General features: G+C 42.7%; 21 protein-coding genes and 4 tRNA genes. 20 read left to right on the forward strand and 5 right to left on the reverse strand.

Annotated features, from left to right (window positions below; genetic code table 11):
* Window positions 1-10: 10 nt before the first annotated feature.
* Entirely contained in the window at window positions 11-1,264 is a 1,254-nt protein-coding gene (gene hemA, locus H8B19_RS00600) for a glutamyl-tRNA reductase (protein ID WP_186504842.1), read from the reverse strand.
* A gap of 155 nt (window positions 1,265-1,419) precedes the next feature.
* Here hemA and lolB point away from each other — a divergent pair, with 155 nt between their 5' ends.
* The 11 genes from lolB (at window position 1,420) to H8B19_RS00655 (ending at window position 8,677) form a co-directional block, all read left to right on the forward strand.
* Window positions 1,420-1,995, forward strand: a complete 576-nt coding sequence (gene lolB / locus H8B19_RS00605; RefSeq protein ID WP_186504843.1) for a lipoprotein insertase outer membrane protein LolB — start codon at window positions 1,420-1,422, stop codon at window positions 1,993-1,995.
* Entirely contained in the window at window positions 1,977-2,834 is an 858-nt protein-coding gene (gene ispE, locus H8B19_RS00610; protein WP_186504844.1) for a 4-(cytidine 5'-diphospho)-2-C-methyl-D-erythritol kinase, read from the forward strand. Before lolB ends, ispE begins: the two co-directional genes overlap by 19 nt.
* A 98-nt stretch (window positions 2,835-2,932) precedes the next feature.
* Window positions 2,933-3,877, forward strand: coding sequence for a ribose-phosphate diphosphokinase (locus H8B19_RS00615; RefSeq protein ID WP_186504845.1), 945 nt, complete (start codon window positions 2,933-2,935; stop codon window positions 3,875-3,877).
* A 197-nt stretch (window positions 3,878-4,074) separates the two neighbouring features.
* The gene (locus H8B19_RS00620; RefSeq protein WP_186504846.1) at window positions 4,075-4,704 is read left to right on the forward strand and encodes a 50S ribosomal protein L25/general stress protein Ctc; all 630 of its coding nucleotides are present in this window, start codon (window positions 4,075-4,077) and stop codon (window positions 4,702-4,704) included.
* Between the two features lie 17 nt (window positions 4,705-4,721).
* Window positions 4,722-5,306, forward strand: a complete 585-nt coding sequence (pth, locus tag H8B19_RS00625) for an aminoacyl-tRNA hydrolase (protein WP_186504847.1) — start codon at window positions 4,722-4,724, stop codon at window positions 5,304-5,306.
* 31 nt (window positions 5,307-5,337) lie between these two features.
* Window positions 5,338-6,429 carry a redox-regulated ATPase YchF gene (gene ychF / locus H8B19_RS00630; RefSeq protein WP_186504848.1) on the forward strand — a complete coding sequence of 364 codons (1,092 nt, stop codon included), beginning with the start codon at window positions 5,338-5,340 and terminating at the stop codon, window positions 6,427-6,429.
* A gap of 284 nt (window positions 6,430-6,713) precedes the next feature.
* Window positions 6,714-6,790: transfer RNA gene (locus tag H8B19_RS00635), tRNA-Met, on the forward strand.
* 19 nt (window positions 6,791-6,809) lie between these two features.
* A tRNA-Leu gene (locus tag H8B19_RS00640) sits at window positions 6,810-6,894 on the forward strand.
* A 5-nt stretch (window positions 6,895-6,899) separates the two neighbouring features.
* Window positions 6,900-6,974 (forward strand) — tRNA-Gln (locus H8B19_RS00645).
* A gap of 60 nt (window positions 6,975-7,034) precedes the next feature.
* Window positions 7,035-7,109, forward strand: a tRNA-Gln gene (locus H8B19_RS00650).
* A 167-nt stretch (window positions 7,110-7,276) separates the two neighbouring features.
* On the forward strand, window positions 7,277-8,677 hold the full coding sequence (locus H8B19_RS00655) for an alanine/glycine:cation symporter family protein (RefSeq protein WP_186504849.1): 1,401 nt from the start codon (window positions 7,277-7,279) through the stop codon (window positions 8,675-8,677).
* 81 nt (window positions 8,678-8,758) lie between these two features.
* Here the strand turns inward: H8B19_RS00655 and H8B19_RS00660 are convergent, their stop codons facing one another.
* Window positions 8,759-9,937, reverse strand: a complete 1,179-nt coding sequence (locus H8B19_RS00660) for an FAD-dependent oxidoreductase (protein ID WP_338401475.1) — start codon at window positions 9,935-9,937, stop codon at window positions 8,759-8,761.
* 309 nt (window positions 9,938-10,246) lie between these two features.
* Between H8B19_RS00660 and miaB the strand changes: the two genes are divergently transcribed.
* The 5 genes from miaB (at window position 10,247) to lnt (ending at window position 15,655) form a co-directional block, all read left to right on the forward strand.
* On the forward strand, window positions 10,247-11,680 hold the full coding sequence (gene miaB, locus H8B19_RS00665; protein WP_186504850.1) for a tRNA (N6-isopentenyl adenosine(37)-C2)-methylthiotransferase MiaB: 1,434 nt from the start codon (window positions 10,247-10,249) through the stop codon (window positions 11,678-11,680).
* 13 nt (window positions 11,681-11,693) lie between these two features.
* Window positions 11,694-12,710: a PhoH family protein gene (locus H8B19_RS00670; protein ID WP_186504851.1), complete on the forward strand. Its 1,017-nt coding sequence runs from the start codon at window positions 11,694-11,696 to the stop codon at window positions 12,708-12,710.
* Complete coding sequence (ybeY, locus tag H8B19_RS00675; protein WP_186504852.1) at window positions 12,707-13,171, forward strand: rRNA maturation RNase YbeY; 465 nt, start codon at window positions 12,707-12,709, stop codon at window positions 13,169-13,171. Before H8B19_RS00670 ends, ybeY begins: the two co-directional genes overlap by 4 nt.
* 92 nt (window positions 13,172-13,263) lie before the next feature.
* Window positions 13,264-14,139, forward strand: coding sequence for a CNNM family magnesium/cobalt transport protein CorC (gene corC / locus H8B19_RS00680; protein ID WP_186504853.1), 876 nt, complete (start codon window positions 13,264-13,266; stop codon window positions 14,137-14,139).
* A gap of 16 nt (window positions 14,140-14,155) precedes the next feature.
* Entirely contained in the window at window positions 14,156-15,655 is a 1,500-nt protein-coding gene (lnt, locus tag H8B19_RS00685) for an apolipoprotein N-acyltransferase (protein WP_186504854.1), read from the forward strand.
* A gap of 3 nt (window positions 15,656-15,658) precedes the next feature.
* On the opposite strand, the gene H8B19_RS00690 is transcribed toward lnt, so the two are convergent.
* Entirely contained in the window at window positions 15,659-18,055 is a 2,397-nt protein-coding gene (locus H8B19_RS00690; protein ID WP_186504855.1) for a Lon protease family protein, read from the reverse strand.
* Window positions 18,056-18,187: 132 nt separating this feature from the next.
* Between H8B19_RS00690 and H8B19_RS00695 the strand changes: the two genes are divergently transcribed.
* From H8B19_RS00695 to H8B19_RS00705, 3 genes are all read left to right on the forward strand, one after another.
* Entirely contained in the window at window positions 18,188-18,970 is a 783-nt protein-coding gene (locus H8B19_RS00695) for an SAM-dependent methyltransferase (protein ID WP_186504856.1), read from the forward strand.
* Window positions 18,971-19,073: 103 nt separating this feature from the next.
* Entirely contained in the window at window positions 19,074-19,304 is a 231-nt protein-coding gene (locus H8B19_RS00700) for a hypothetical protein (protein WP_186504857.1), read from the forward strand.
* 28 nt (window positions 19,305-19,332) lie between these two features.
* A complete protein-coding gene (locus H8B19_RS00705) occupies window positions 19,333-21,141 on the forward strand; it encodes a tetratricopeptide repeat-containing diguanylate cyclase (protein WP_186504858.1) in 1,809 nt (602 codons plus the stop codon).
* On the opposite strand, the gene H8B19_RS00710 is transcribed toward H8B19_RS00705, so the two are convergent.
* A complete protein-coding gene (locus H8B19_RS00710) occupies window positions 21,138-21,992 on the reverse strand; it encodes a pirin family protein (RefSeq protein ID WP_186504859.1) in 855 nt (284 codons plus the stop codon). The two genes, H8B19_RS00705 and H8B19_RS00710, sit on opposite strands and share 4 nt — an antisense overlap.
* 8 nt (window positions 21,993-22,000) lie before the next feature.
* Entirely contained in the window at window positions 22,001-22,573 is a 573-nt protein-coding gene (locus tag H8B19_RS00715; RefSeq protein WP_186504860.1) for an FMN-dependent NADH-azoreductase, read from the reverse strand.
* Between the two features lie 101 nt (window positions 22,574-22,674).
* Here H8B19_RS00715 and H8B19_RS00720 point away from each other — a divergent pair, with 101 nt between their 5' ends.
* A complete protein-coding gene (locus tag H8B19_RS00720) occupies window positions 22,675-23,583 on the forward strand; it encodes a LysR family transcriptional regulator (protein WP_186504861.1) in 909 nt (302 codons plus the stop codon).
* The last annotated feature ends 25 nt before the right edge of the window (window positions 23,584-23,608 follow it).

The following is a 23,608-nucleotide window of genomic DNA, read 5'->3' on the forward strand; positions in this document are numbered from 1 at the left end:
TGTTCCTGAATTAGTCGGTATCCAGCCCAAGAATACGTCTTATTCTATCAACACCCTGATAATCAGCTTTTTCAGCCGATTGCTTAATGGCTTTGGTCGGGGCATGGATAAGGCTATTAGTTAATTTATTTGCCAGTTCCAGAATGATTTGTTCCGGTGGCTGGCCGTCAGCGAGCTGATTTAGTGCCCGCTCTTGTAGTTTTTGTTTAATTTGTTCACTTTGCTGGCGATATTCCCTTACAACATCAATAGAATCTAACGAACGATTCCACTGCAAAAACTGCTCTACCTGCAGTTCAATAATCTTTTCCGCTTGTTGCGCAGCTTCCTGACGATTGGCGATGTTTTGCTCAATAATTTGTTGCAAATCATCCACACTGTAGAGATAGGCATCATTTAGATCCCCTACCTCAGGCTCTATATCCCGTGGAACGGCCAAATCAACCAAAAACATCGGTTTGTGGCGTCTGTCTTTTAACGCACGTTCAACCACACCTTTGCCCAAAATAGGTAACTGACTGGCGGTAGAACTAATTATAATATCGGCATCACATAACAAAGACGGCACTTGCGCCAGAGTAATTACCTCGGCGTTAAACAAACCCGCAACTTCCTTTGCTCGGCTTAACGTCCGGTTGGCCACCGTCATTTTTTCTACTCCCTGCTCATGCAGGTGTCGCCCGACCAGCTCAATAGTTTCACCCGCCCCTATCAGCAATACTTTAGTTTGATTTAACGAGCCGAAGATATGTTTTGCCAGCTGAACCGCCGAATAAGCAACCGACACCGAATTTGCGCCGATATCAGTATCAGTACGTACTTTTTTTGCTGCTGAAAAACTTTGCTGAATGAGCTTTTCAAAAAAGCTACCAACAATACCGTTGTTTTTGGCACTGGAATAAGCCTGTTTAAGCTGCCCTAAAATTTGAGGTTCGCCTAACACCATTGAATCCAGACCACTGGCAACCCGCATAACGTGTTTAACCGCTTGTTCATCACGGTACAAATAACTTACATCACGTAATTGCGCAGCTTCCAATTGATGATAGTCCGCCATCCACTGGGTTAAATAATCAGAGTCATTGTCGCTGTAGCAATACACTTCGGTGCGGTTGCAGGTAGACAAAATCACCGCTTCCTGACAACCGGTTTGATGTTGCAGGCTATGATAGGCTTCAAGAAGTTGCTCGGTAGAAAATGCAACCTTTTCCCGTATATCAACGGCTGCTGTTTTATGATTAATACCGAATACAAATAAACTCATGCAACGTGTTTTTGAATGCTGTCGAAAGGTGTCCGGATGAAATATACAGACATAGTGGTTCAATTAAGCGCAGCATTGTACGTAAAAGCAAAAACTATTGAAAGCACTGTACGGTGTATGTTCCTATATTGATATTCAAAACAAGAAGATAATGCATGAGAATTTTATTTCTGCTGGTGTGTATTGCGCTAAGTGCCTGTGTCAGCAAACCGCCACTTAGTCAGCAATCGGTTAATACACTTGCACATCAAAAATTATTACACCAGATCCAACATTGGCAAATTGAAGGACGCATTGCCTACCTAGAAGGTAAAGAGAAGCATAGCGCCAATCTCACCTGGCAACAGAAGAAAAATGATTTAGAACTGGATTTACGCAGTTTTATTGGCACCAGCGTTTTACATTTAGAACAAAATTCAAATGGTGCGACTCTGGAAATGGATGGTGAACAGTATCAGGACAGTCGCGCAGAATTTTTATTATATAACCTGACGGGATGGCATATTCCTGTATCGGCTTTAAGTGCCTGGATAAAGGGAGAGATTAAAGGCAATGAAACAGCTGACTTTGCCAAACAAGGCTGGTTATCATCACTCAATTATGCGGGATGGAATGCGACATTCAGTGGTTATCGCAACGTCAACAATGTTCCATTGCCACACAACATAATCTTAAGCAAACAACAAAAGCGCGTCGTCATTAGAATCAATCAATGGAAAATCAAACAATAATCTGGCCAGCTCCGGCCAAACTCAATCTGTTTTTACATATTACAGGCCGAAGAGCCAATGGTTACCATGAGTTGCAAAGTCTGTTTCAACTATTAGATGTTGGTGATGAATTAACTTTCACAATAAAAGACTCGTCCGAAATCAAACTGTTGACCCCGATACAAGGCGTGCCTGATGAGCAAAACTTAATCGTCAGGGCTGCAAAAGCATTACAACAAGCCAGTAACTGTAAACAAGGCGCCGATATCATACTGAACAAAAAACTCCCCATGGGCGGTGGTATTGGCGGCGGCTCCTCAAATGCGGCCACCACATTAGTCGCATTAAACTACATGTGGCAACTGAATTTGCCTTTAGAAAAATTAGCGCATATCGGATTATCACTCGGAGCAGATGTACCCATTTTTGTACAGGGCCAAACCGCATTTGCACAGGGTGTGGGTGAAAAACTTTTTCCTGTGTCATTAAAACAACATTTTTATGTTGTAGTGACGCCAGACTGTCACATAAGCACTGCAGAAATCTTTCAACATCCAGATTTACCGCGCGATACAGCAACGTTAGATTTTAATAATTATCAGTTCAAACAGACCCAAAATGACTGCCAGCAGTTGGTTTTTTCACGCTATCCCATTGTTGCAAAAGCCTTTGACTGGTTGATAGAATACGCGCCGTCGAGGATGACAGGCACAGGCGCCAGCGTGTTTGCCATGTTTGAAGATGAAGCATCTGCACGACGTTGTCTGGCCGAATTACCGTCATTTTTAAGCGGTTTTATGGCTAAAGGAGTGAATAAATCTCCTGTGCATTCCCTGCTCGAATCCTTAAATATTGGCTAAAATGTTGCGGTCGTCTGTTAAAAAGCAACTGATAACTTTGTTGGGTTTGCAAAGTTAATCGGCCATAATTTTCAAATTCACCTCCGAGGGCTTTTAAAGTGCCAGATATGAAACTGTTTGCTGGTAATGCGGTACCAGAACTTGCCCAGAAAGTGGCAGATCGTCTTTACACTAAATTGGGTCATGCCAGCGTTGGGCGTTTCAGTGACGGTGAAATCAGTGTGGAAATCCACGAGAACGTGCGTGGATCAGATGTATTTATTATCCAGTCAACCTGTGCACCGACCAACGATAACCTGATGGAACTTATCGTGATGATCGATGCGTTGCGTCGTGCATCAGCCGGTCGTATTACTGCGGTAATCCCCTACTTTGGTTATGCGCGTCAGGACAGACGGGTTCGTTCAGCTCGTGTTCCTATTACCTCAAAAGTTGTAGCCGACTTTTTGTCTAACGTTGGTGTGGATCGTGTTCTAACCGTAGATTTACACGCAGAACAAATTCAGGGCTTCTTCGACGTACCGGTAGATAATGCGTTTGGCACACCAATTTTATTAGAAGACATGCGTAATCGTGAATTCCACAACCCTGTTGTTGTATCGCCTGATATCGGCGGTGTAGTGCGTGCACGTGCTTTAGCTAAGTTACTCAATGATGTGGATTTAGCCATTATTGATAAACGTCGCCCTAAAGCTAACGTTGCTCAGGTTATGCATATTATTGGTGATGTACAGGATCGTGACTGTATTATCGTTGATGACATGATTGATACAGGTGGCACATTATGTAAAGCAGCGGATGCGCTTAAGAGCCATGGCGCAAAACGCGTATTTGCTTACGCCACGCATGCGATTTTCTCAGGTAATGCCTATCAGAACATTAAAGATTCTGTGATTGATGAGTTTATTGTTACCGACAGTATTCCGTTACGTGAAGATATCAAAGAGTTACCGAATGTTCGTCAGTTAACCCTTTCTAATATGCTGGCTGAAGCTATTCGCCGCGTCAGCAACGAAGAATCCATTTCGGCCATGTTTGTATAATTAACGTGTGTCAGGAAAAAGCCGGTATGCCCGGCTTTTTTTGTGCCCATTTTACAGCAACTAGCATTACTACAGGTTTTCGCAAGATTAAATGTTGTGGTGGTTTATTCCCAATGGTAGAATTCGCCGCCCTTTTTAGGGGACCGAGTGCATTTTGGTCGCAAAAATGCACTATCTTTATTTTATTGGAGTAAATTATGTCTGAAGCTATTTTTAATCTGGATGCTGAAGTTCGTACAGATTTAGGGAAAGGTGCGAGCCGCCGCCTACGTCACGAAAATAAAGTACCAGCTATTTTATACGGTGCAGGTAAAGACCCTGTTGCATTAACTCTGGATCACGACAAAGTCATTCAGGCACAGGATTTCGAAGCCTTTTACAGCCACGTATTAACTTTAAATATTGGCGGTGAAAAAGTAGAAGCTTTGGTTAAAGATATGCAACGTCACGCATACAAGCCAAAAGTAACTCATATCGATTTCTTACGTGTTGATGCATCTCAAGCAGTAACAACTCAAGTTCCATTGCACTTCATCAATGAAGCATCTGCGCCAGCGATTAAAACTCACGGTGGTCACGCAGAACACCATATGGCTGACGTAGAAATATCATGTTTGCCAGCGGATCTGCCTGAGTTCCTTGAAGTTGATTTAATGGATATCGAATTAGGTCAAACGCTGCACTTGTCAGATATCAAACTACCTAAAGGCGTTAGTTTAACTGAACTGGCTAAAGGTGAATCTCACGATTTAGCAGTTGTAACAGTTAAGTTAGCCAAAGGTGGCGCTGCTTCTGAAGAAGCGGAAGAAGAAACCTCTGAAGAATAAGTTTAAAGGCATCTCTTTTGTCTGAGATACAACTTATTGTGGGCCTGGGTAATCCAGGCCCCGAATACCAACATACCAGACACAATGCCGGCTCATGGTTCGTTGAAGAACTGGCCCGCATTCATAACGCTCCCCTCACCATAGAAAACAAATTCCTGGCACGTACAGCCCGTGTTTTTATTCAGGGCAAAGAAGTCAGATTAATGATCCCCACCACCTATATGAATTTAAGTGGACAGGCAGTATCGAAACTGGCGAACTTTTATCGAATTCCTGCTGAAAATATTTTGGTAGCATTTGATGAACTGGATTTACCTGCAGGAGTGGCGAAATTTAAAACGGGTGGCAGCTCAAGTCAAAATGGTATTCGCGATATTGTTGCCAAAATGGCAAACAATAAAAATTTTCATCGCTTGCGAATTGGCATTGACCATCCGGGCGATAAAAACAAAGTAACAGGTCATGTGTTAGGTAAAGCCTCAGCACAGGATCAACAAAAAATTGATGCAGCAATTGATGAAGCAGTGCGTTGCACTGATATTCTGTTTAAAGATGGCTTAACCAAAGCCATGAATCGCTTGCACAGTTTCAAAGCTGAATAATCACTCTATTCGATTTTACGAGGACAACAAAATGGGTTTTAAATGTGGCATTGTCGGATTGCCGAATGTTGGAAAATCTACCCTGTTCAACGCATTAACCAAAGCAGGCATCGAAGCGGCCAACTTCCCTTTTTGTACTATCGAACCGAATACCGGCGTTGTGCCAGTTCCGGATACACGTTTAGATAAACTGGCAGAGATTGTTAATCCCCAACGGGTTCTGCCCACCACTATGGAATTTGTCGATATTGCAGGTTTGGTTGCAGGTGCGTCAAAAGGCGAAGGTTTAGGTAATAAATTTTTAGCCAATATCCGCGAAACGGAAGCCATTGGTCATGTTGTACGTTGTTTCGAAAACGAAAATATTGTTCACGTTGCCGGTGAAGTGAATCCTAAAGGTGATATAGAAGTTATCGATACCGAATTAGCCTTAGCTGATTTAGACAGTGTTGAAAAAGCGATAATTCGTGTTGGCAAACGCGCTAAAGGTGGCGATGCCGATGCAAAAGCCGAATTAAAAGTACTGGAAAAGCTGGTACCGGAATTAAATCAGGGTCACTTGTTACGCGCATTGGATTTATCTAAAGAAGAAAAAGCCTTAATCAGTTACATGAACCTGTTAACCCTTAAACCGGTTATGTATATCGCTAACGTGAATGAAGACGGCTTTGAAAATAATCCACATCTTGACACAGTAAAAGCCATTGCAGAGAAAGAAAACGCAGTTGTGGTTGCCGTATGCGCAGCAATAGAGTCTGAAATTGCAGAACTGGATGATACGGATAAAGCAGAATTTCTGGATGAAATGGGGCTGGAAGAGCCAGGTTTAAACCGTGTAATTCGTGCAGGTTACGATTTATTAAATCTTAAAACCTATTTTACCGCAGGTGTTAAAGAAGTTCGTGCATGGACCTTCCCTGAAGGCTCAACCGCACCACAGGCAGCCGGGAAAATTCACACCGACTTTGAAAAAGGCTTTATCCGCGCCGAAATTGTAGGTTACGACCACTATGTTGAATTTAATGGTGAACAAGGCGCGAAAGACGCCGGAAAATGGCGTTTAGAAGGAAAAGATTACATTGTAAAGGACGGTGATGTGATTCACTTCCGTTTTAACGTTTGATGTAAAACGTTGATGTTATAAAAAAGCCCGCGTAATGCGGGCTTTTTTATAGTATGAAACGCTTAAATATCCTGGTTTCACATTAAAATATCTGTCTACGTTTTGATGTGTGGAGCCATTATTTTTTAAGAAATCTGAATTTAAATTGCGTAAACTTGGACATGAAACATGCATGCATGCTCATTTTTTCTCTTTTTTGTCTAGATAGTCATCAGTCATTCATTAAAGCGTAAAAAAGGGGTTGACGATGAATAGGTGGATAAGCATAATACGCGCCACTCGGAGGCTACGTAGCTCAGTTGGTTAGAGCACATCACTCATAATGATGGGGTCGCAAGTTCAAATCTCGCCGTAGCCACCATTCGAGTTTTACAATTTATGCGGAAGTGGTGAAATTGGTAGACACGCTGGATTTAGGTTCCAGTGCTTCACGGCGTGAGAGTTCAAGTCTCTCCTTCCGCACCATCTGCTGGGGTATAGCCAAGCGGTAAGGCAGCGGGTTTTGATCCCGCCATGCGTTGGTTCGAATCCAGCTACCCCAGCCATTATTTTTGATATAAAATTATGGCTACTCAGATGACATAATTTTTATCAGCCCTTTTTATTGGGGTATAGCCAAGCGGTAAGGCAGCGGGTTTTGATCCCGCCATGCGTTGGTTCGAATCCAGCTACCCCAGCCAATAAAAAGACAAAAACGCCCGCCTATGCGGGCGTTTTTGTTTGTGCCATCTCAAATAAACCAATCAACGGCTAAATCTCCCTTCTAGTCGAATTGGCACTGGACAGCTGCCGCTGCAAAAGACATTATCGCTTAACTAGAACAATAACAGCGCTATAAGGATCTGCTTTGCTCGATCAATTCTTCCAGATAATTAACACTTTCCTGTGGGACTATTACGTATTACTTGTTTTACTGGTTGCCACGGGTTTCTGGTTTACTGCCCGTTTGGGTTTTATTCAGTTTAAATACTTTGGCCATATGTTTAGTGTGATGCGTGGCAGCACACATGGTAATAAATCCGGCATTAGTTCATTTGGCGCCTTATGTACCAGTTTGTCTGCACGTGTTGGCACAGGTAACCTTGCTGGTGTTGCTGTAGCCATTTCAGTCGGTGGTCCCGGTGCCATATTCTGGATGTGGGTAATCGCGCTACTGGGCATGTCGATTGGGTTTGCTGAAAGTGCTCTTGGCCAGCTTTATAAAATTCGTGATGATCATGGCGAGTTTCGTGGTGGCCCAGCTTATTACATCCAGCAAGGCCTCAACAAAAAATGGCTGGCAATCGCATTTTCAGTTTGTATTTTTCTGGGTTATGGGTTGATTTTCAGTTCAGTACAAGCCAATTCCATTACCGATGCGTTAAATCATGCCTACAATATCCCGCCATTTTATTCAGGACTGGTGATATGTATCGTGGCAGGTGCCATCGTGGTCGGAGGCTTAAAAAGTATCGCTAATTTTTCACAAGTAATCGTGCCTTTTATGGGACTTGGTTATGTGCTGGTTACCATTGCGATTACGCTGTGGAATATCCAGGCTATTCCTGACGTGTTTTACAACATTATCAGCTCTGCTTTTGGTTTGAATGAAGCCGCAGGTGGCAGTTTAGGTGCAGCGATTCAACACGGTGTTAAGCGAGGGTTGTATTCGAATGAAGCAGGTTCGGGAAGCGTACCTCAAGCTGCTGCAGCAGCAACCCCCTACCCTAATCATCCTGTTTCCCAGGGTATGGTTCAGATGCTGGGTGTATTTATCGACACCATCGTTTTATGTAGTTGTACTGCTTTTATCATTTTACTCGCTGGCGGCGGCGCGGAAGAGCAAATGGAAGGCATTCGCATGACACAAGATGCCATGAACTATCACATCGGCGCCGGTGGCACCGATTTTGTTGCTGCCGCGATTTGTCTATTTTCGTTTAGCTCAGTGGTAGCCAACTATGCCTATGCAGAGTCAAACCTGCATATGTTCAAAATGGACAATAAAATTGGACGCATTGCGTTTACCGCTGCCTATTTAATTATGGTGCTTTGGGGATCGTCCGCATCATTACCTCGTGTATGGGTTATGGCTGATGTTGCTTTGGGTTTAATGACAGTGATTAACGTCATCGCCATTGTTTGGCTGACACCCACCATCGTTTCAATTACCAAAGACTACTTTAACAGTCGGGATAAAAACGAATTACCTGAATACAAAGATGGCCAGTGTCCTATTCAGGGCTCTACCGAAAAAGGTATTTGGTAACGACCAATAACAACTTCACCAATAAAGGCCTCATTTGAGGCCTTTATTAATTTTAGGCGATATATCAGCCACCTTTAAAATTTAAAGTCCAAGCGCGTATTTAGTCAGTGTTTTCTTAAGTGGTTTAATATTTTCAGAGGCCGTTAGTGCTAATTGACGCAGCGTTTTAACCGGCGAATGATGATTGTTAAAGCTTTTATAAATAAAGTCCATGCCAGCGCTCATCAATAAATTATCTTTACGACGAGCACCTTGATATTGAGTAAATAAACGCTCGATATCTGACTGGTTTTGCACAAGCCCCTTTTCACTCAATAATTCCAGTAAACTCTTCACATCTTTAAAACCTAGATTAACCCCCTGCCCGGCTAAGGGATTTATCGTATGTGCCGCATCACCTAACAAAACCGCGCGATGGGAAAAATATTGCTGCGCATGACTACGAGTGAGTACAAACGATGCCTTATCGAGAATGTCGAAATCGCCCAACTCTTTCGGAAAATATTGCTGAACCTGATTTTTAAGGGACGCGCTACTCATCGCAGCAAGCTTTTTAATCGCATCCGCGTTGTGGTACCACACCAGACTGGCAAAACCATCATACATAGGTAAAAACGCAAGTGGGCCATTGGGGGTAAATTGCTGCCAGGTAATATCCTGTTGAGCCTTATGAGTATTAATAATGATGCCAAGCGCCTGCTGCTGGTATTGCCAGCCAGTACAACCAATACCAACTTGTTGTCGAACGGCCGAATTTGCACCATCGGCGCCAATCAACCAATTAGCCTTGAGTTGTTTACCACCAGAGACAGAAACGCGCACCTCATCCTGATAATTCAGGATGTTTATATCAGGCTCAATCAGCAAACTGGCATTTTCGTAAGTCTGCAATTCTGCAAGCGCAGCCAGCTGAATTAAACGATTTTCAATTAAATGTCCAAGGTGCGGTTGTGATACATCATCACTGGTAAATTCGGTACGTGTACTGCCTTGTTCCCACACAGCTAAACGTTTATAAGGACATAAACGCATTTGCTCAACATGGTGCCAAATACCTAATTCACGTAACAGCAATTCAGAGCCAATACTAATAGCCGATAAACGTAAATCCGGTGGCTGTTTGGCATCGAAATCAGCGGGTATGTGTTTTTCGATAACAGCAACGTTCAAGCCTGATTTTGCCAGTCCAACTGCAGTCGTTGCACCGACCATGCCGCCGCCAGCAACAATAACATCAAAAACTTCAGGCTGATTACTCACTACTCATATTCCTGTAAAACATGCTTTGCCACACGAACCGACTTTGGCAATTGAGATAACTTAGGTGTGACCTTAATGTATTTTCACCTTGCATAATTTGTTTTAGCTCAAGGGTTAATTGAAATTAAACAGACCTAACAGAGGTTTACATCACTTATCGTTGAGCTTGCCATTCTAACCAGCCACAACACGCAATGCGAATAATAAATAGCAAGATACAACAAGCATAAACTGACGCTGGCACAACTGCTGAAAAAACGTTAAAATTCGCGGCTATTTTGTTGTTGACTGTGTATTGAAAATTTCCGAATGACTAAAAAACTTTTTATAAAAACCTGGGGCTGTCAGATGAATGAGTATGACTCGGAGAAAATGGCCGATCTACTGGATTCTACCCATGGTTATCAGCTGGCTGAAGAAGCTGAAGATGCGGATGTAATTTTACTTAACACCTGCTCGATTCGTGAAAAAGCACAGGAAAAAGTGTTTCATCAGCTCGGTCGCTGGAAAACATTAAAACATGACAAACCCGATTTAATTATTGGTGTGGGTGGTTGTGTGGCTTCTCAGGAAGGTGACACCATTCGCCAACGCGCACCATTTGTGGATATCGTTTTTGGTCCGCAAACTCTGCACCGTTTACCGGAAATGATCAACAGTGTTCAGAGTGATAAATCACCTGTGGTAGACGTCAGTTTTCCGGAAATTGAGAAGTTTGATCGCCTGCCAGAACCAAGAGCGGAAGGCCCCTCTGCCTTTGTGTCGATTATGGAAGGCTGTTCTAAGTACTGTACGTTCTGCGTTGTACCTTATACACGTGGCGAAGAAGTGAGCCGTCCGGCGGACGATGTTATCTATGAAATTGCGCAGTTAGCCGAACAAGGCGTGCGAGAAGTAAATTTATTAGGTCAAAACGTAAATGCCTTTCGTGGCAAAAACGACGACGGCAGTATCACAACGTTTGCAGAGTTATTGGAACTGGTTGCTGCGATTGATGGTATCGACCGTATCCGTTACACCACCTCACATCCGGTTGAATTTACCGACGATATTATTGAGGCTTATGCCAACATCCCGGAATTGGTAGATCATCTTCACTTGCCGGTGCAAAGCGGCTCTGACCGCATTTTGAACCTGATGAAACGTGGCCATACGGCAATTGAATACAAATCAAAAATTCGCAAACTGAAAAAGATTCGTCCTAATTTGTGCATGTCTTCTGACTTTATTATCGGCTTCCCTGGCGAAAGCGACGATGATTTCGAAGCCACCATGAATCTAATTCAGCAAATCGATTTCGATTTGAGCTTCAGCTTTATCTACTCGGCACGCCCTGGTACGCCGGCGGCAGATTTGCCAGATGATGTGACGGAAGAAACCAAAAAACAACGTCTGCAATTATTGCAACAACGCATCAATCAACAAGCATTGCGCATTGCGCGTAACATGTTAGATACAGAACAACGTATTCTGGTTGAAGGCCCATCGAAAAAGAACCCAATGGAACTCAGTGGTCGTACCGAAAATAACCGCGTGGTTAACTTTGAAGGTACACCGGATATGATTGGTCAGTTTGTTGATGTGAAAATTACCGACGTATACAGCAACTCGTTGCGTGGCGATGTATTACGCACCGAGAAAGAAATGGACCTGCGGGTGAATACTGCACCACAACAAATTTTAACCAAACAAGCGGCCGCACAACCCAATGAACTGGGTGTAGGCCAATTTATTCCTCAGTAAGGAGAGTGACAACTTGTCAAACCAGCTAGTCAGTAACGATATTGTTTTAGAGCCCAGTGATAACAAACGTTTATCCTCTTTATGTGGTCCACTGGATGACAATTTAAAGCAGATTGAACGTCGTTTAGGCGTCGAAATAAGCTACCGGGCAAATGAGTTCCGGGTATTAGGCGAATCACAACAAGCCAATGCTGTGATTGAATTGCTTAAGTTACTGTACATTGAAACACAGCCGGTTAAAGGCAAGATCCCGGATTTAGAACCGGAAAAAGTCCACCTTGCGATTCAGGAAGCTAAATGTCTGGAAAAGGCAGAATCCGGTAAATATGGCAAAGAAGTCCATATTAAAACCAAGCGCGGCATTATCAAACCACGCAATACCAATCAGTCACAGTACGTTAAAAATATTGTTAATCACGATATTACCTTTGGCATTGGCCCTGCGGGCACAGGTAAAACCTATTTAGCCGTTGCCTGCGCTGTCGATGCGCTGGAACGTCAGGAAATTCGTCGTATTCTTTTAACTCGCCCTGCGGTAGAAGCCGGCGAAAAACTGGGGTTCTTACCCGGTGATTTATCGCAAAAAGTGGATCCGTATCTTCGCCCTTTATACGACGCATTGTTCGAAATGCTGGGCTTTGAAAAAGTGGAAAAACTGATTGAGCGTAATGTGATTGAAGTTGCGCCACTGGCTTACATGCGCGGACGTACCTTAAACGATGCCTTTATCATCTTAGATGAAAGCCAGAATACCACGGTTGAACAAATGAAAATGTTCCTGACCCGTATTGGTTTTAATTCTAAGGCGGTGATTACCGGTGATATTACCCAGGTCGATTTACCTCGTGGTGTGCGCTCTGGTTTACGTCACGTTATCGAGGTACTGCAGGATGTTAAAGACATTTCGTTTAACTTCTTTAATGCTAACGATGTCGTACGTCATCCAGTTGTGGCGCGTATTGTACAAGCCTACGAAAATCATGACCGTATGGTTGAAAAGCAAAAACAACAGGAAAATGACAATAAGTGAGTAACCTGATCGATTTGCAACTGGCATCACGTTTTAGCGATATACCTGACACACAACAATTTCAAACCTGGGTAGATAACTGTTTAGCGCATCTGAATATTAGTGATGCGGAATTAACTATCCGGGTAGTCGATGAAGACGAAAGTCAGCATCTGAATCACACTTATCGTGGTAAAGAAAAACCGACCAATGTATTGTCGTTCCCTTTTGAGGCGCCACCTGGCATTGAGATTAATTTGCTCGGTGATTTAGTCGTATGTGCACAAGTGGTGGCGCTTGAAGCCAGCCAGCAAAAAAAGAAACTTTGGGACCACTGGGCGCATATGATCACTCATGGAACTCTGCATTTACTGGGCTACGATCACATAGATGACGAGGACGCACAGGAAATGGAAACACTGGAAATACGCATTTTAGACAAATTAGCAATTGACGATCCCTATCAAATTAAGGAATCATAACCTTTCGCCTATTTGAAAATGTGTAAAAAAGCTTTTATATAATTCAGATAAAATAAACGTTAGCTAAGTAAAAAGATAAAAATCAGGACTTTATGAGCGACGACAACCCCCACTCTAGTAACGGTTCTTCACGTGGCTGGCTGGACAAATTTGTACAGACCTTCACCGGGGAACCGCAAAACAGAGAGCAACTGGTTGAGATAATTAACGACGCAGAACAACGCGAAGTGATCAACCCAGGTACACGCGAAATGATTGAAGGTGTACTGGATGTTGCAGATATGAAAGTACGGGACATCATGATCCCACGTGCACAAATCGTAACCATCAATATCAACGACAGCGTAGAAGATTTTCTGCCTACTCTGCTCGAATCGGCTCATTCCCGTTTCCCGATTATCAGTGAAGACAAAGATCACATTGAAGGCATATTGCTGGCCAAAGATTTACTGCAATATATGTTTTCATCCAGTTCAGAAGTGGTTCTAAAAGACATTTTGCGTCCTGCTGTGATTGTGCCAGAAAGCAAACGAGTGGATGTTCTACTCAAAGAATTTCGTCAAAAGCGCTATCACATGGCGATTGTGGTGGATGAATACGGTGGCGTATCAGGATTAGTGACCATCGAAGATATCCTCGAAGAAATTGTCGGCGAAATCGAAGATGAACACGACGAAGATGAAAGCCACGCTGAAGATATCCGTCCTCTGAATAAAAATACGTTTTTAGTCAAAGCGTTAACGGAAGTAGAAGACTTTAATCAGTTCTTTAATACTGAATTTGATGAAGAAGAAGCCGACACCATTGGCGGTATTGTACTCAATGCCTTTGGCCATATGCCGGAGCGTAATGAAGAAATATCGATTAACGGCTTTGAATTCCGTGTTGCGAATGCAGATAAACGTCGTTTAATTCAGTTAAAAGTCAGTGTTCCTAAAGAGTCAGAAAACGATTCTCCTAACGAATAAATAAATACGGAAAATAATGCACAAACTGCTGTCGATACTGTTAGGGGCAGGCCTGACCCTAAGTTATGCGCCCTACTCCCAATGGTATCTCAGCCTGGTGTTTGTCTCGCTGTTTTTTGTTCTGTTAAATTCCTCGACCCAAAGCAAAACGCAACTCGGTTGGTTTTTCGGTTTAGGCTGGTTTGGCGCCGGTATAAGCTGGGTACATGTTAGTATTGATCAATATGGCGGCATTCCACTTATTGGTTCACTGGCGCTCATGTTATTACTTAGCGCTTATCTTGCGCTCTACCCAGCTCTATTTACTTATTTATTAAATCGATATGTGAAAAAAGCCTACTGGCCACTGGCAGCGCCCGGTGTGTGGTTAATATGTGAATGGTTACGGGCGCATGTATTTACCGGATTTCCGTGGTTATCGTTAGGTTACAGCCAAATTGATGGCCCACTTGCTGGCTGGCTACCTGTGCTGGGAGAATTTGGCGTTAGCGCATTGCTTATCCTGATAGGCAGTTTTATTGGCCAGTCGATTATTCAAAAGCGTTATAAAAATAGCCTAATAGTCTTAGTGGTTAGTTTGCTTGCTGGCTGGACGTTAAATCAATACAACTGGGTAAGCGAAACCTTAAAACCAGCACGAGTCAGTCTGGTTCAAGGCAATATAGCCCAAAGCCTGCGCTGGGTGCCGGAAAATGACCTACCCACCATGCAGAAATATCAGCACATGAGTGAGCATTTGTGGGCGCAGAGTGACATCATCATTTGGCCAGAGGCGGCCATTCCTAAACTAGAACCTCTGTCGCAGGAATATTTAAAGCAACTGAATCAAACCGCTGCAGATAGTAATACGGCGTTAATTACAGGAATCTTAAATTACAATTTTGAGAGTCGTCAGGCATACAACGGCATGATAGTTTTGGGCAAACGCAACGCCGATGATACTGAAGGACATTATCAATACAATCATGACAATCGTTACGCCAAACACCATTTATTACCGATTGGTGAATTTATTCCTTTCGAGAGCTGGTTGCGTGGCATAGCCCCACTATTTGATTTGCCCATGTCATCGTTTTCGCGTGGCGACTATATTCAACCCAATTTAGAAGCTAATGGCTATTTCCTGGATTCCGCGTTGTGTTATGAAATTGTATTTGCCGATCAGGTACGCGCCAATCTGCAGGACAATACCGACTTTATCATTACCCTGAGCAACGACGCCTGGTTTGCCGACTCACATGGACCTGCCCAACATATGGAAATCGCCAGGGTACGAGCTAAAGAGTTTGCGTTACCTTTGATACGCTCCACCAACAATGGCATCACGGCGCTGGTGGATCATAAAGGCGAATTTATCATTCAAGCACCGCAGTATCAGGAAGCCAGCATTACTGCAACGCTTGAACATGTGAAAAGCATGACGCCTTACCGCTTATTAGGTAACAGCCTGCCCTTCACTTTATGTTTAATCCTGTTATTGCTTGTGTATTACCAGCAAAAGAAACGAGCGGAGTAACCATTATTCGTCATCCGCACCGTTAACAATATTGGCAATATTTAACAAACGACTGATTGCCAGATAATTAATTGAACCTTTAGGATATCGGCCCCGGGAAGATAACTGACCGGCTTCACGACCCATCATTATCTCCAGCGCCTGATCAACTGTATCCACAGCATAGATATGAAACTGCTGTTTTTTAACAGCCTGAATAACATTGGTATCCAGCATTAAGTTTACCTGATTAGAGCGTGGAATAATCACCCCCTGTTTACCGGTTAAACCACGATGCTCACACAGTTTAAAAAATCCTTCAATTTTTTCATTTACGCCACCAATACTTTGCACCTCACCATATTGGTTAATCGAACCAGTCACTGCCATGCCCTGATTAACCGGAATGTCGGTTAATGCTGATAACAAGGCAATGAGTTCGCCTAATGAGGCACTGTCACCATCAATATGACCGTAGGATTGTTCCAGTGCGATATTGGCGGATAAAGTTAATGGAAATAACTGCGCATATTTAAAGCCCAGATAACCACTAAGTAACATAACGCCTTTTGAGTGGATGGATTTACCTAAATCCACTTCACGCTCAATATCAATGACGCCATTGGAGCCCGCATAAACAGTAGAGGTGATTCTGGCCGGCGTACCAAATACACTGTCACCGATTTCAAGCACGGTTAAGCCGTTTACCTTACCCACGGCGTCCCCCTGGGTAGCGATCAGAATCTGCCCTTCTTTAATATCATCTAATAAAGACTGACTGATTCTTCCACTGCGCAAGGTTTTAGCCGCTAAAGCCGCTTCTAGGTGTTGTACGTCGAGTTCTAATTGTTTGCTTTGCAGGCAAAAATAACGGGCTTCATTAAGCAACTCGATAATATCGGCAAATCTTGCCGATAAGCGATGCTGATGTTCGGCCTGACGCAAACCATATTCCACCAGACGATACATAGCTTTGCTGGAGATTGTTTTTAATCCGATTTGCTTAACCTGATTCCGTACTTTACCGACAAAATCAAACAAGGTTGGCTTATCCAAAGGAATTTCATGGTCAAAATCCACCAGCACCCTGAATAACTCATCAAATTCATCATCGTAGTCTTGTAAAGAGTAATAAAGATCACGCGACCCCATTAAGACCACTTTTACTTTTATAGGGATAGCTTGTGGCTCTAGCGTCATGGAATTCACCATGCCCACATCCTGCTGGGGTAACTCCATTTTCATTTCGCCACGTTTTAAAGCAAGCTTTAGTGTTTCCCAAACATAGGATTGCTGGATGACTTTATCCATATCCAGTAGCAAGTATCCGCCATTGGCACGATGTAAGGCACCTGGTCGTATCATGCGGTAATTAGTGTAAACGGACCCTTGCTGGCTGGAGTATTCAATGCGGCCAAATAAGTTTTGATAGGTTGGGTTCGCTTCATAAACAATCGGCGCGCCATCATCCACATCATGGTTAACCAGAATATTAGGGCTGTATTGCTGCTCAAGAATTTGCTTTTTGTCCGACTTGGTCAGCTCATCCTGTTTATCTTCTTTTTTATCTTCACCCAGTAAATCAATGACGGTATCAATTAAATCCGGTTTTAACTGATGCAAAAACTTAACAATACCCAGCTCTGATGCGTATTTATGTTCCAGGGATTTTAATAAAGGCTTGATGCCACTTTCAGCTTCCTGACGCTTAAGTTGGCGCAATTGCTCTGAAGATTCTCGCTTCCATTTAGGTAACTCAATCAATTGTTCATTTAAGCGGTTTTCGAGCTGCTCAATAAGCGAATAGAAATGCTGACGCTGTTCGTCATCCATGCCACTGAAGTCTTCATCACTAATCGGTTTACCGTCAATGATAGGTGAAAAACTGATGGTGTTATTTTCTTCGTACAAGGCAACCTGATGTTGCTGGGCAAACAGCTCTAACTCATCAATGACATTATTATATTTTTGGTCAAACTGACGTTTTATCGCCGCCTTTTTACGCTGGTAGCCCGGGTTATCATAAGCTGCTGGAAAAGTGTCGATCACTTCATCTATTAAGTATTCAATTTCTCGTGCCAGCTTTTTGGCTTCCCCTGCTGACAAACGAATCGCAATAGGTACCCTTTCATCATCAAAATTATTGATATAACACCAATCATCCGGTGTCACATTATTACTCAGATGTTTGGCGATATATTCATGCACCAGTGTAAAACGGCCGGTGGCGGGCTCCCCCATCACATACAGATTGTAACCGCTGGCATCGATACCCAGGCCGAAATCAAGCGCCGTTCGAGCCCGGTGCTGGCCAATAAAAGTGGCGGAAAGGGTTTCTTCACTTTTTAGTGCATCATTTATAAGTTTACGACTGGGTTTAGCACTGAGTTGTTGTGGTGTTAACCTGTTGACTGGATACATAATTTTTGAAATAACAACTTGTAATTGGCTTGCAATAATTTAAGGTAAATATACCGTTGTTGTAACGATTAAGATACGTTTATCAGTGTTAATTGACCATAGCTGATAATAAAAATAATAAAAGGATGTCGTATGTCGGGAAGTCTCGTATGTGTGGGTTTAGGCATGAAACTGGGCGCACATATCAGCCCTATCTGCCGTAGTCATATAGAACAGGCAGACGTAGTGTTTTGTGCAGCTGCAGACAGCTTGTTCGAAATGTGGGTCAATGAGATGAACCCGGATGTACGAAGCTTACAACCCTACTACGCAGAAGGAAAATCCCGCTACCAAACCTACAAAGAAATGGTTAAAGCGATACTTGCAGAGGTAAAGTCAGGTAAAAAAGTCGTGGCTGCATTTTATGGCCATCCGGGCGTATTTGCGCGGGTTGCACATGATGCCATTGAACAGGCTCACGCACAGCAATTACCTGCATATATGGAGCCAGGCATTTCAGCTGAAAGTTGTTTATATGCCGATCTAGGCATCGATCCCGGTAAATATGGATGTCAGCACTTCGAAACCAGCCAGTTTATGTTTTATCAACGTAATGTTGATACTGCTGGCTACCTTATTTTATGGCAAGTGGCTGTAGCGGGAGATAGAAAACTCACCCGATACGCAACCGGGCAGCAATATCGCGAAGTGTTGATTAATTTGTTACTACAACACTACCCGGCAGACCATTTGATTACATTATATGAAGCAGCCGTTTTACCTATTGATACCGTGCGCAAAGAGGTTATCAAGTTAAAAGATTTACTCACGGCCGAATTAACTCAAGCCACAACACTTGTGCTTCCCCCTGCGGTTGAACTGGTTAAAAATCAGCAAGTTATGGATTTACTAACGTCATTAGATGCAGCGCAATAATAACAATTGCTATTCAGCAAACAATAAGGTATCACTGTGGCGTCCGAGTCATTAGTTCGCTCGGATAAAACCTGAAATTGCATACAATTAAAGGAATTATATTATGTCTATTGTAAGTGTATTAGAAAAAATCGCATCTGATGCTGGTTGTAATTCAGATGACAAATTTAATGAAACAATTCAAAACGCGGATATTGATGTAACATTAAAACAAGTTTTACTTGAAAAAAATAACACACAGCTAAAAGATATGCTTGATCTCCCGGTATTCATGGCATCAACCATTGCAACACCAGACGATGATGATGATGACAAAGATGGGGATGATAAATAAAACTGAATAAATGAAGTTCTAGTTTTCAATGAAATATTTTCGTCCGATTATAATAGGACTTTATTTTAGTTTTAGCGCTATCCAACTTTCATTAGCTGAAAGTTTGGATAGTGCTTCTTCAATTAACCAGGCATTAGAAAACGCAGACTTAATCCGCAGTAGTGATATCGAAAAATTCAGACAAAAGCTGTCAGATATCAGTCAAATCCAACATCAGCTCACCACTGAGCAACAGAACTACTTAAATTATCTGCAAGCATATAACCTGGCTTACACCGGTAAAACACTTGAAGCAGAAGCAATATTGAGGGATATCTCTAACGCAGATGTGTCAATCAATTTAAGACACCGGGCAGCCGCCACCCTTGTGAATTTGGCAGCCATTGCCGAAAACTGGAGCGTGGTTATGTCGATACTGCCCCAAGTCGTAACGGAAGTGTCTCAGGTTACAGATGAAAGAACGAAAACCGTGATATTGATGGCGGTCGCCGTGACATACAACCGAATGAACCAATACGAATTAGGTTATGAGTACGCAAAAAATCTTTTATCTATCGCCAAATCACCAAGAAACATATGTTTTGCACATAAATTGATGGTTGAGGCCCAGTTAAATCTAAATCAAATATATGAATTTGGACCTGAAACTGACAAAGCTATCACCTTGTGCAACGAAGCAAACGAGTCTCTTGAAGTGAGTGAAATACGCTCAGAAGCAGCCAAAAAGATGTTAGAACATCAACGTTACAAAGAACTGATAAGGTACCTAAACCAATTTCTTGCTCAGGCTGAACAGACCAAATACAACAAGGTGATCAGTGAATTTTATTCCATGTTGGCTGAGGGGTATTTTATGTCGGGCGACATGCAAATAGCGAAAGAATTTGCTCTTAAATCAATAAATACAGGTAAAGAATTAGGTAATGCCGAACCAAAAGTCCGGGCTTATCATGTACTTTATAAAATAAACCAACGTCAAAATAACTATCAAAAAGCGCTCGAATACCACATCCAGTATGCAATCGCAGACAAAAAGAATCTTGATGCAATAAAAGCCAAACAAATCGCTTTTCAGCTAGGCCAACAAAATTATATTGAACAACAAAATAAAATAGAAAAGCTCGACCACCAGAACAAACTTTTAACTGTCGAAAAGCAACTATCTCAGTCCAATGCCAATCGCAACCAACTAATGATGATTCTTCTTTTTATCGGTTTAGTTATTGCCTTTTCATGGGCTTACCGAATAAAACGCAGCCATGAGAAATTGCGACTAATGGCTGAGTATGACGAACTAACGGGCGTTTATAGTCGCGCACACTTCAAAATAATAGCCAAATCGACACTGGAATATTGTAATCACACTGAGCAGGAGGTGTGCTGCATTGTATTCGATTTAGATCAGTTTAAGAATATTAACGACTCTTTTGGCCACTCTTCAGGCGACTGGGTATTAAAAACTGTGGTCGATTTATGTCTGGCTCAGGCTCCGCAACAAACCATCATAAGTCGTATAGGTGGTGAAGAATTTTGCATGCTCATGCCTGCCACACCACTGATTGGTGCACTAAACTTTGCTCAAACCTGCCGAAAGGAAATAGAAAAAATAGTAACGGCTGACACTGGACATCATTTTAATGTATCGGCCAGCTTTGGCGTAACGTCATCGCGTTTATCAGGCTACTCTCTGGATGCTTTACTGGCAGACGCTGATACAGCCATGTATGTATCAAAAAAAATGGGACGTAACCGGGTATCACAACATTTCCGCGAACTGGATTCCCCCGGTGACAAACAGCATCAGGATGAACTCCCCCAGTCCGCAGCTAAATATTAATCCGTTAGCACCCCTGCCTGATAGTCCTGAATAGCCTGTTCAATTTCTGCAGCGTTATTCATTACAAACGGACCATACTGTGCAATAGGTTCACCAATTGGCTTACCCGCAATCACTAAACACCGCAGCGATACGTCGCTGTCATTAGTTAACAATAAAGTCCCCTGCCCCTGAACACGGGCAAGATTTTGTTTTGGCAGTGGTGTTTTTTGTTCACCAATGGCAACAGTGCCTTCGAAACAATACACCAAAGTATTAAACCCTTTGGCAATGTCGACAGTGGTCTGCTGGCCAGCATTAATTGATATATCCAGATACAAAACTTGTGTGTCTGCTACATCAAAATATCCTTTAACTGAGTGCCCACTAATAACAGAATGTCCTGCAATAGCTTTAACCCAACCAAAATCGGTTTCTTTTAAAGGAATTAACTGACTATCAATATCCTGATAGTTTGCTGGTGTCATTTTATTTTTAGCTGGCAAATTCACCCACAGCTGAAAGCCACGCATAAGGCCTTCCTGCTGTTTTGGCATTTCTGAGTGGATAACCCCCTTTCCCGCAGTCATCCATTGCACGCCGCCTTCCTGCAATAAACCAACATTACCTAAATGATCCCGATGTTCCATTTTGCCATTGAGCATATAGGTAACGGTTTCAAAGCCACGATGTGGATGAGGAGGAAAACCTGCAATATAGTCAGAGGGTTTATCGGAGCCAAATTCATCCAACATTAAAAATGGATCAAAACGTTCCGGACCGGGCCCGCCAAACACACGAAGCAATTTGACCCCTGCACCATCCGAGGCAGGGGTTGCTTTTAATTGCTCGATTACACTAAATGTATTCATAAAAAACCTTAGCTCGCTATGGCTAATGCTTCTCTATTAGCCTGCTCTATGCTTTGCTGACGCGTTTCATCACCTAAATTAACACCTTCAGCATAGATAAATTCAATATCAGTAATACCTAAAAATCCAAAAATGGTTGTCAGGTAGGATTTATCCAAATCTGTTCCCTGATCTTTGTGCACACCACCACGCGCAATAACAATGTAAACCTTTTTGTTGGTTAACAAGCCAACTGCACCTGATTCAGTATATTTAAAGGTTACACCTGCACGTGCAATATGATCGAACCAGGATTTAAGCTGAGTGGGGATAGCGAAGTTATACATAGGCACAGCCAGTACTAATGTATCTGCGTCTTGCACTTCTTTAATTAACGTATCCGCCAGTTTAGCATTGCCTTCACCAATAGCGGCAATGGTATCCATCGAGAAGTGAGGGATCTCACCATTGGCAACATTACGTTCGACAACATTAACGTCACCATTTTCTGTCAGTTTTTGAATTAAATTACGTGCAATACCTGTGGACACACCGTTGTCACCAAAAATACTAGATTGAATATAAAGCAGAGACGATTTCATGATTAAACACTCCTAATTAATTTGTGCTTATATAATAATCCTTAATATTTAATCTAATGTGCGATATATTCGCATCAATCAAACAACTTTTTCGATTAATCATGTTTCCTAAAATCACCTTAGAGCAATGGGCTACTTTTAAAGCAGTAGTTGAAGAAGGTTCGTTTGCCAAAGCGGCTGAACGATTAAATAAGAGTCAATCAAGTGTCAGTTATATTGTTTCCTGTATGCAACAACAGCTGCCTGTGCCTGCACTAGTGCAACAAGGACGAAAATCAGAGTTAACTGAAGCAGGAAAATTACTCTATCGTCATGCCAGCAACTTATTATCCCAGGCGAAAGAAATTGAAAATATAGCGAAATACCTTGCCACAGGCTGGGAAACTGAAATAACACTTGCGTTAGACGCAGTAGTACCTCAAGACCCATTATTTTGTGCATTACAGCGTTTTTCCTCTGCACATCCTGAACCAAGAATCAATATTGTAGAAAGTGTATTATCCGGCACTGATGAGGCTGTACTGTTTCGTAAAGCAGATATCGTCTTAAGCCCGACAGTTGTGACCGGATTTATTGGCATCCCTCTAAGTAAAACCGATCTGGTTTATGTCGCTTCACCATCTCACCCACTCGGTCAGTTAGACAGAAAAATAACAGCGCTTGATTTACAGCGCCATCGCCAGATAGTGGTTAAAGACTCCGGACTTAAACGCCAACGCGATGCAGGCTGGTTAGGCGCGGAGCAGCGCTGGAGTTTTTCTCACTTAAACAGCAGTATTGAAGCTGCAAAAGCGGGCTTGGGATTCGCTAAATTACCCAGAGACAGGATACGGCAGCCACTGCATAAACAAGAGCTTGTTCAACTCGACACCGATGTAAATATGGACACTCATATTCCGATTTATTTGATTAAAACCGCACAGTCAGAGGCAGGGCCAGCCGTTGAGGCCCTGACACAATTTTTATTGGAGAGTTTTAAACAAGAATTCCACTTTACTACTACAGAATAACAGCAGCAAAGCGCAGAATATTCCG

It is taken from the genome of Neptunicella marina, from assembly GCF_014270035.1.
GTDB classification, from domain to species: Bacteria; Pseudomonadota; Gammaproteobacteria; order Enterobacterales; family Alteromonadaceae; genus Neptunicella; species Neptunicella marina.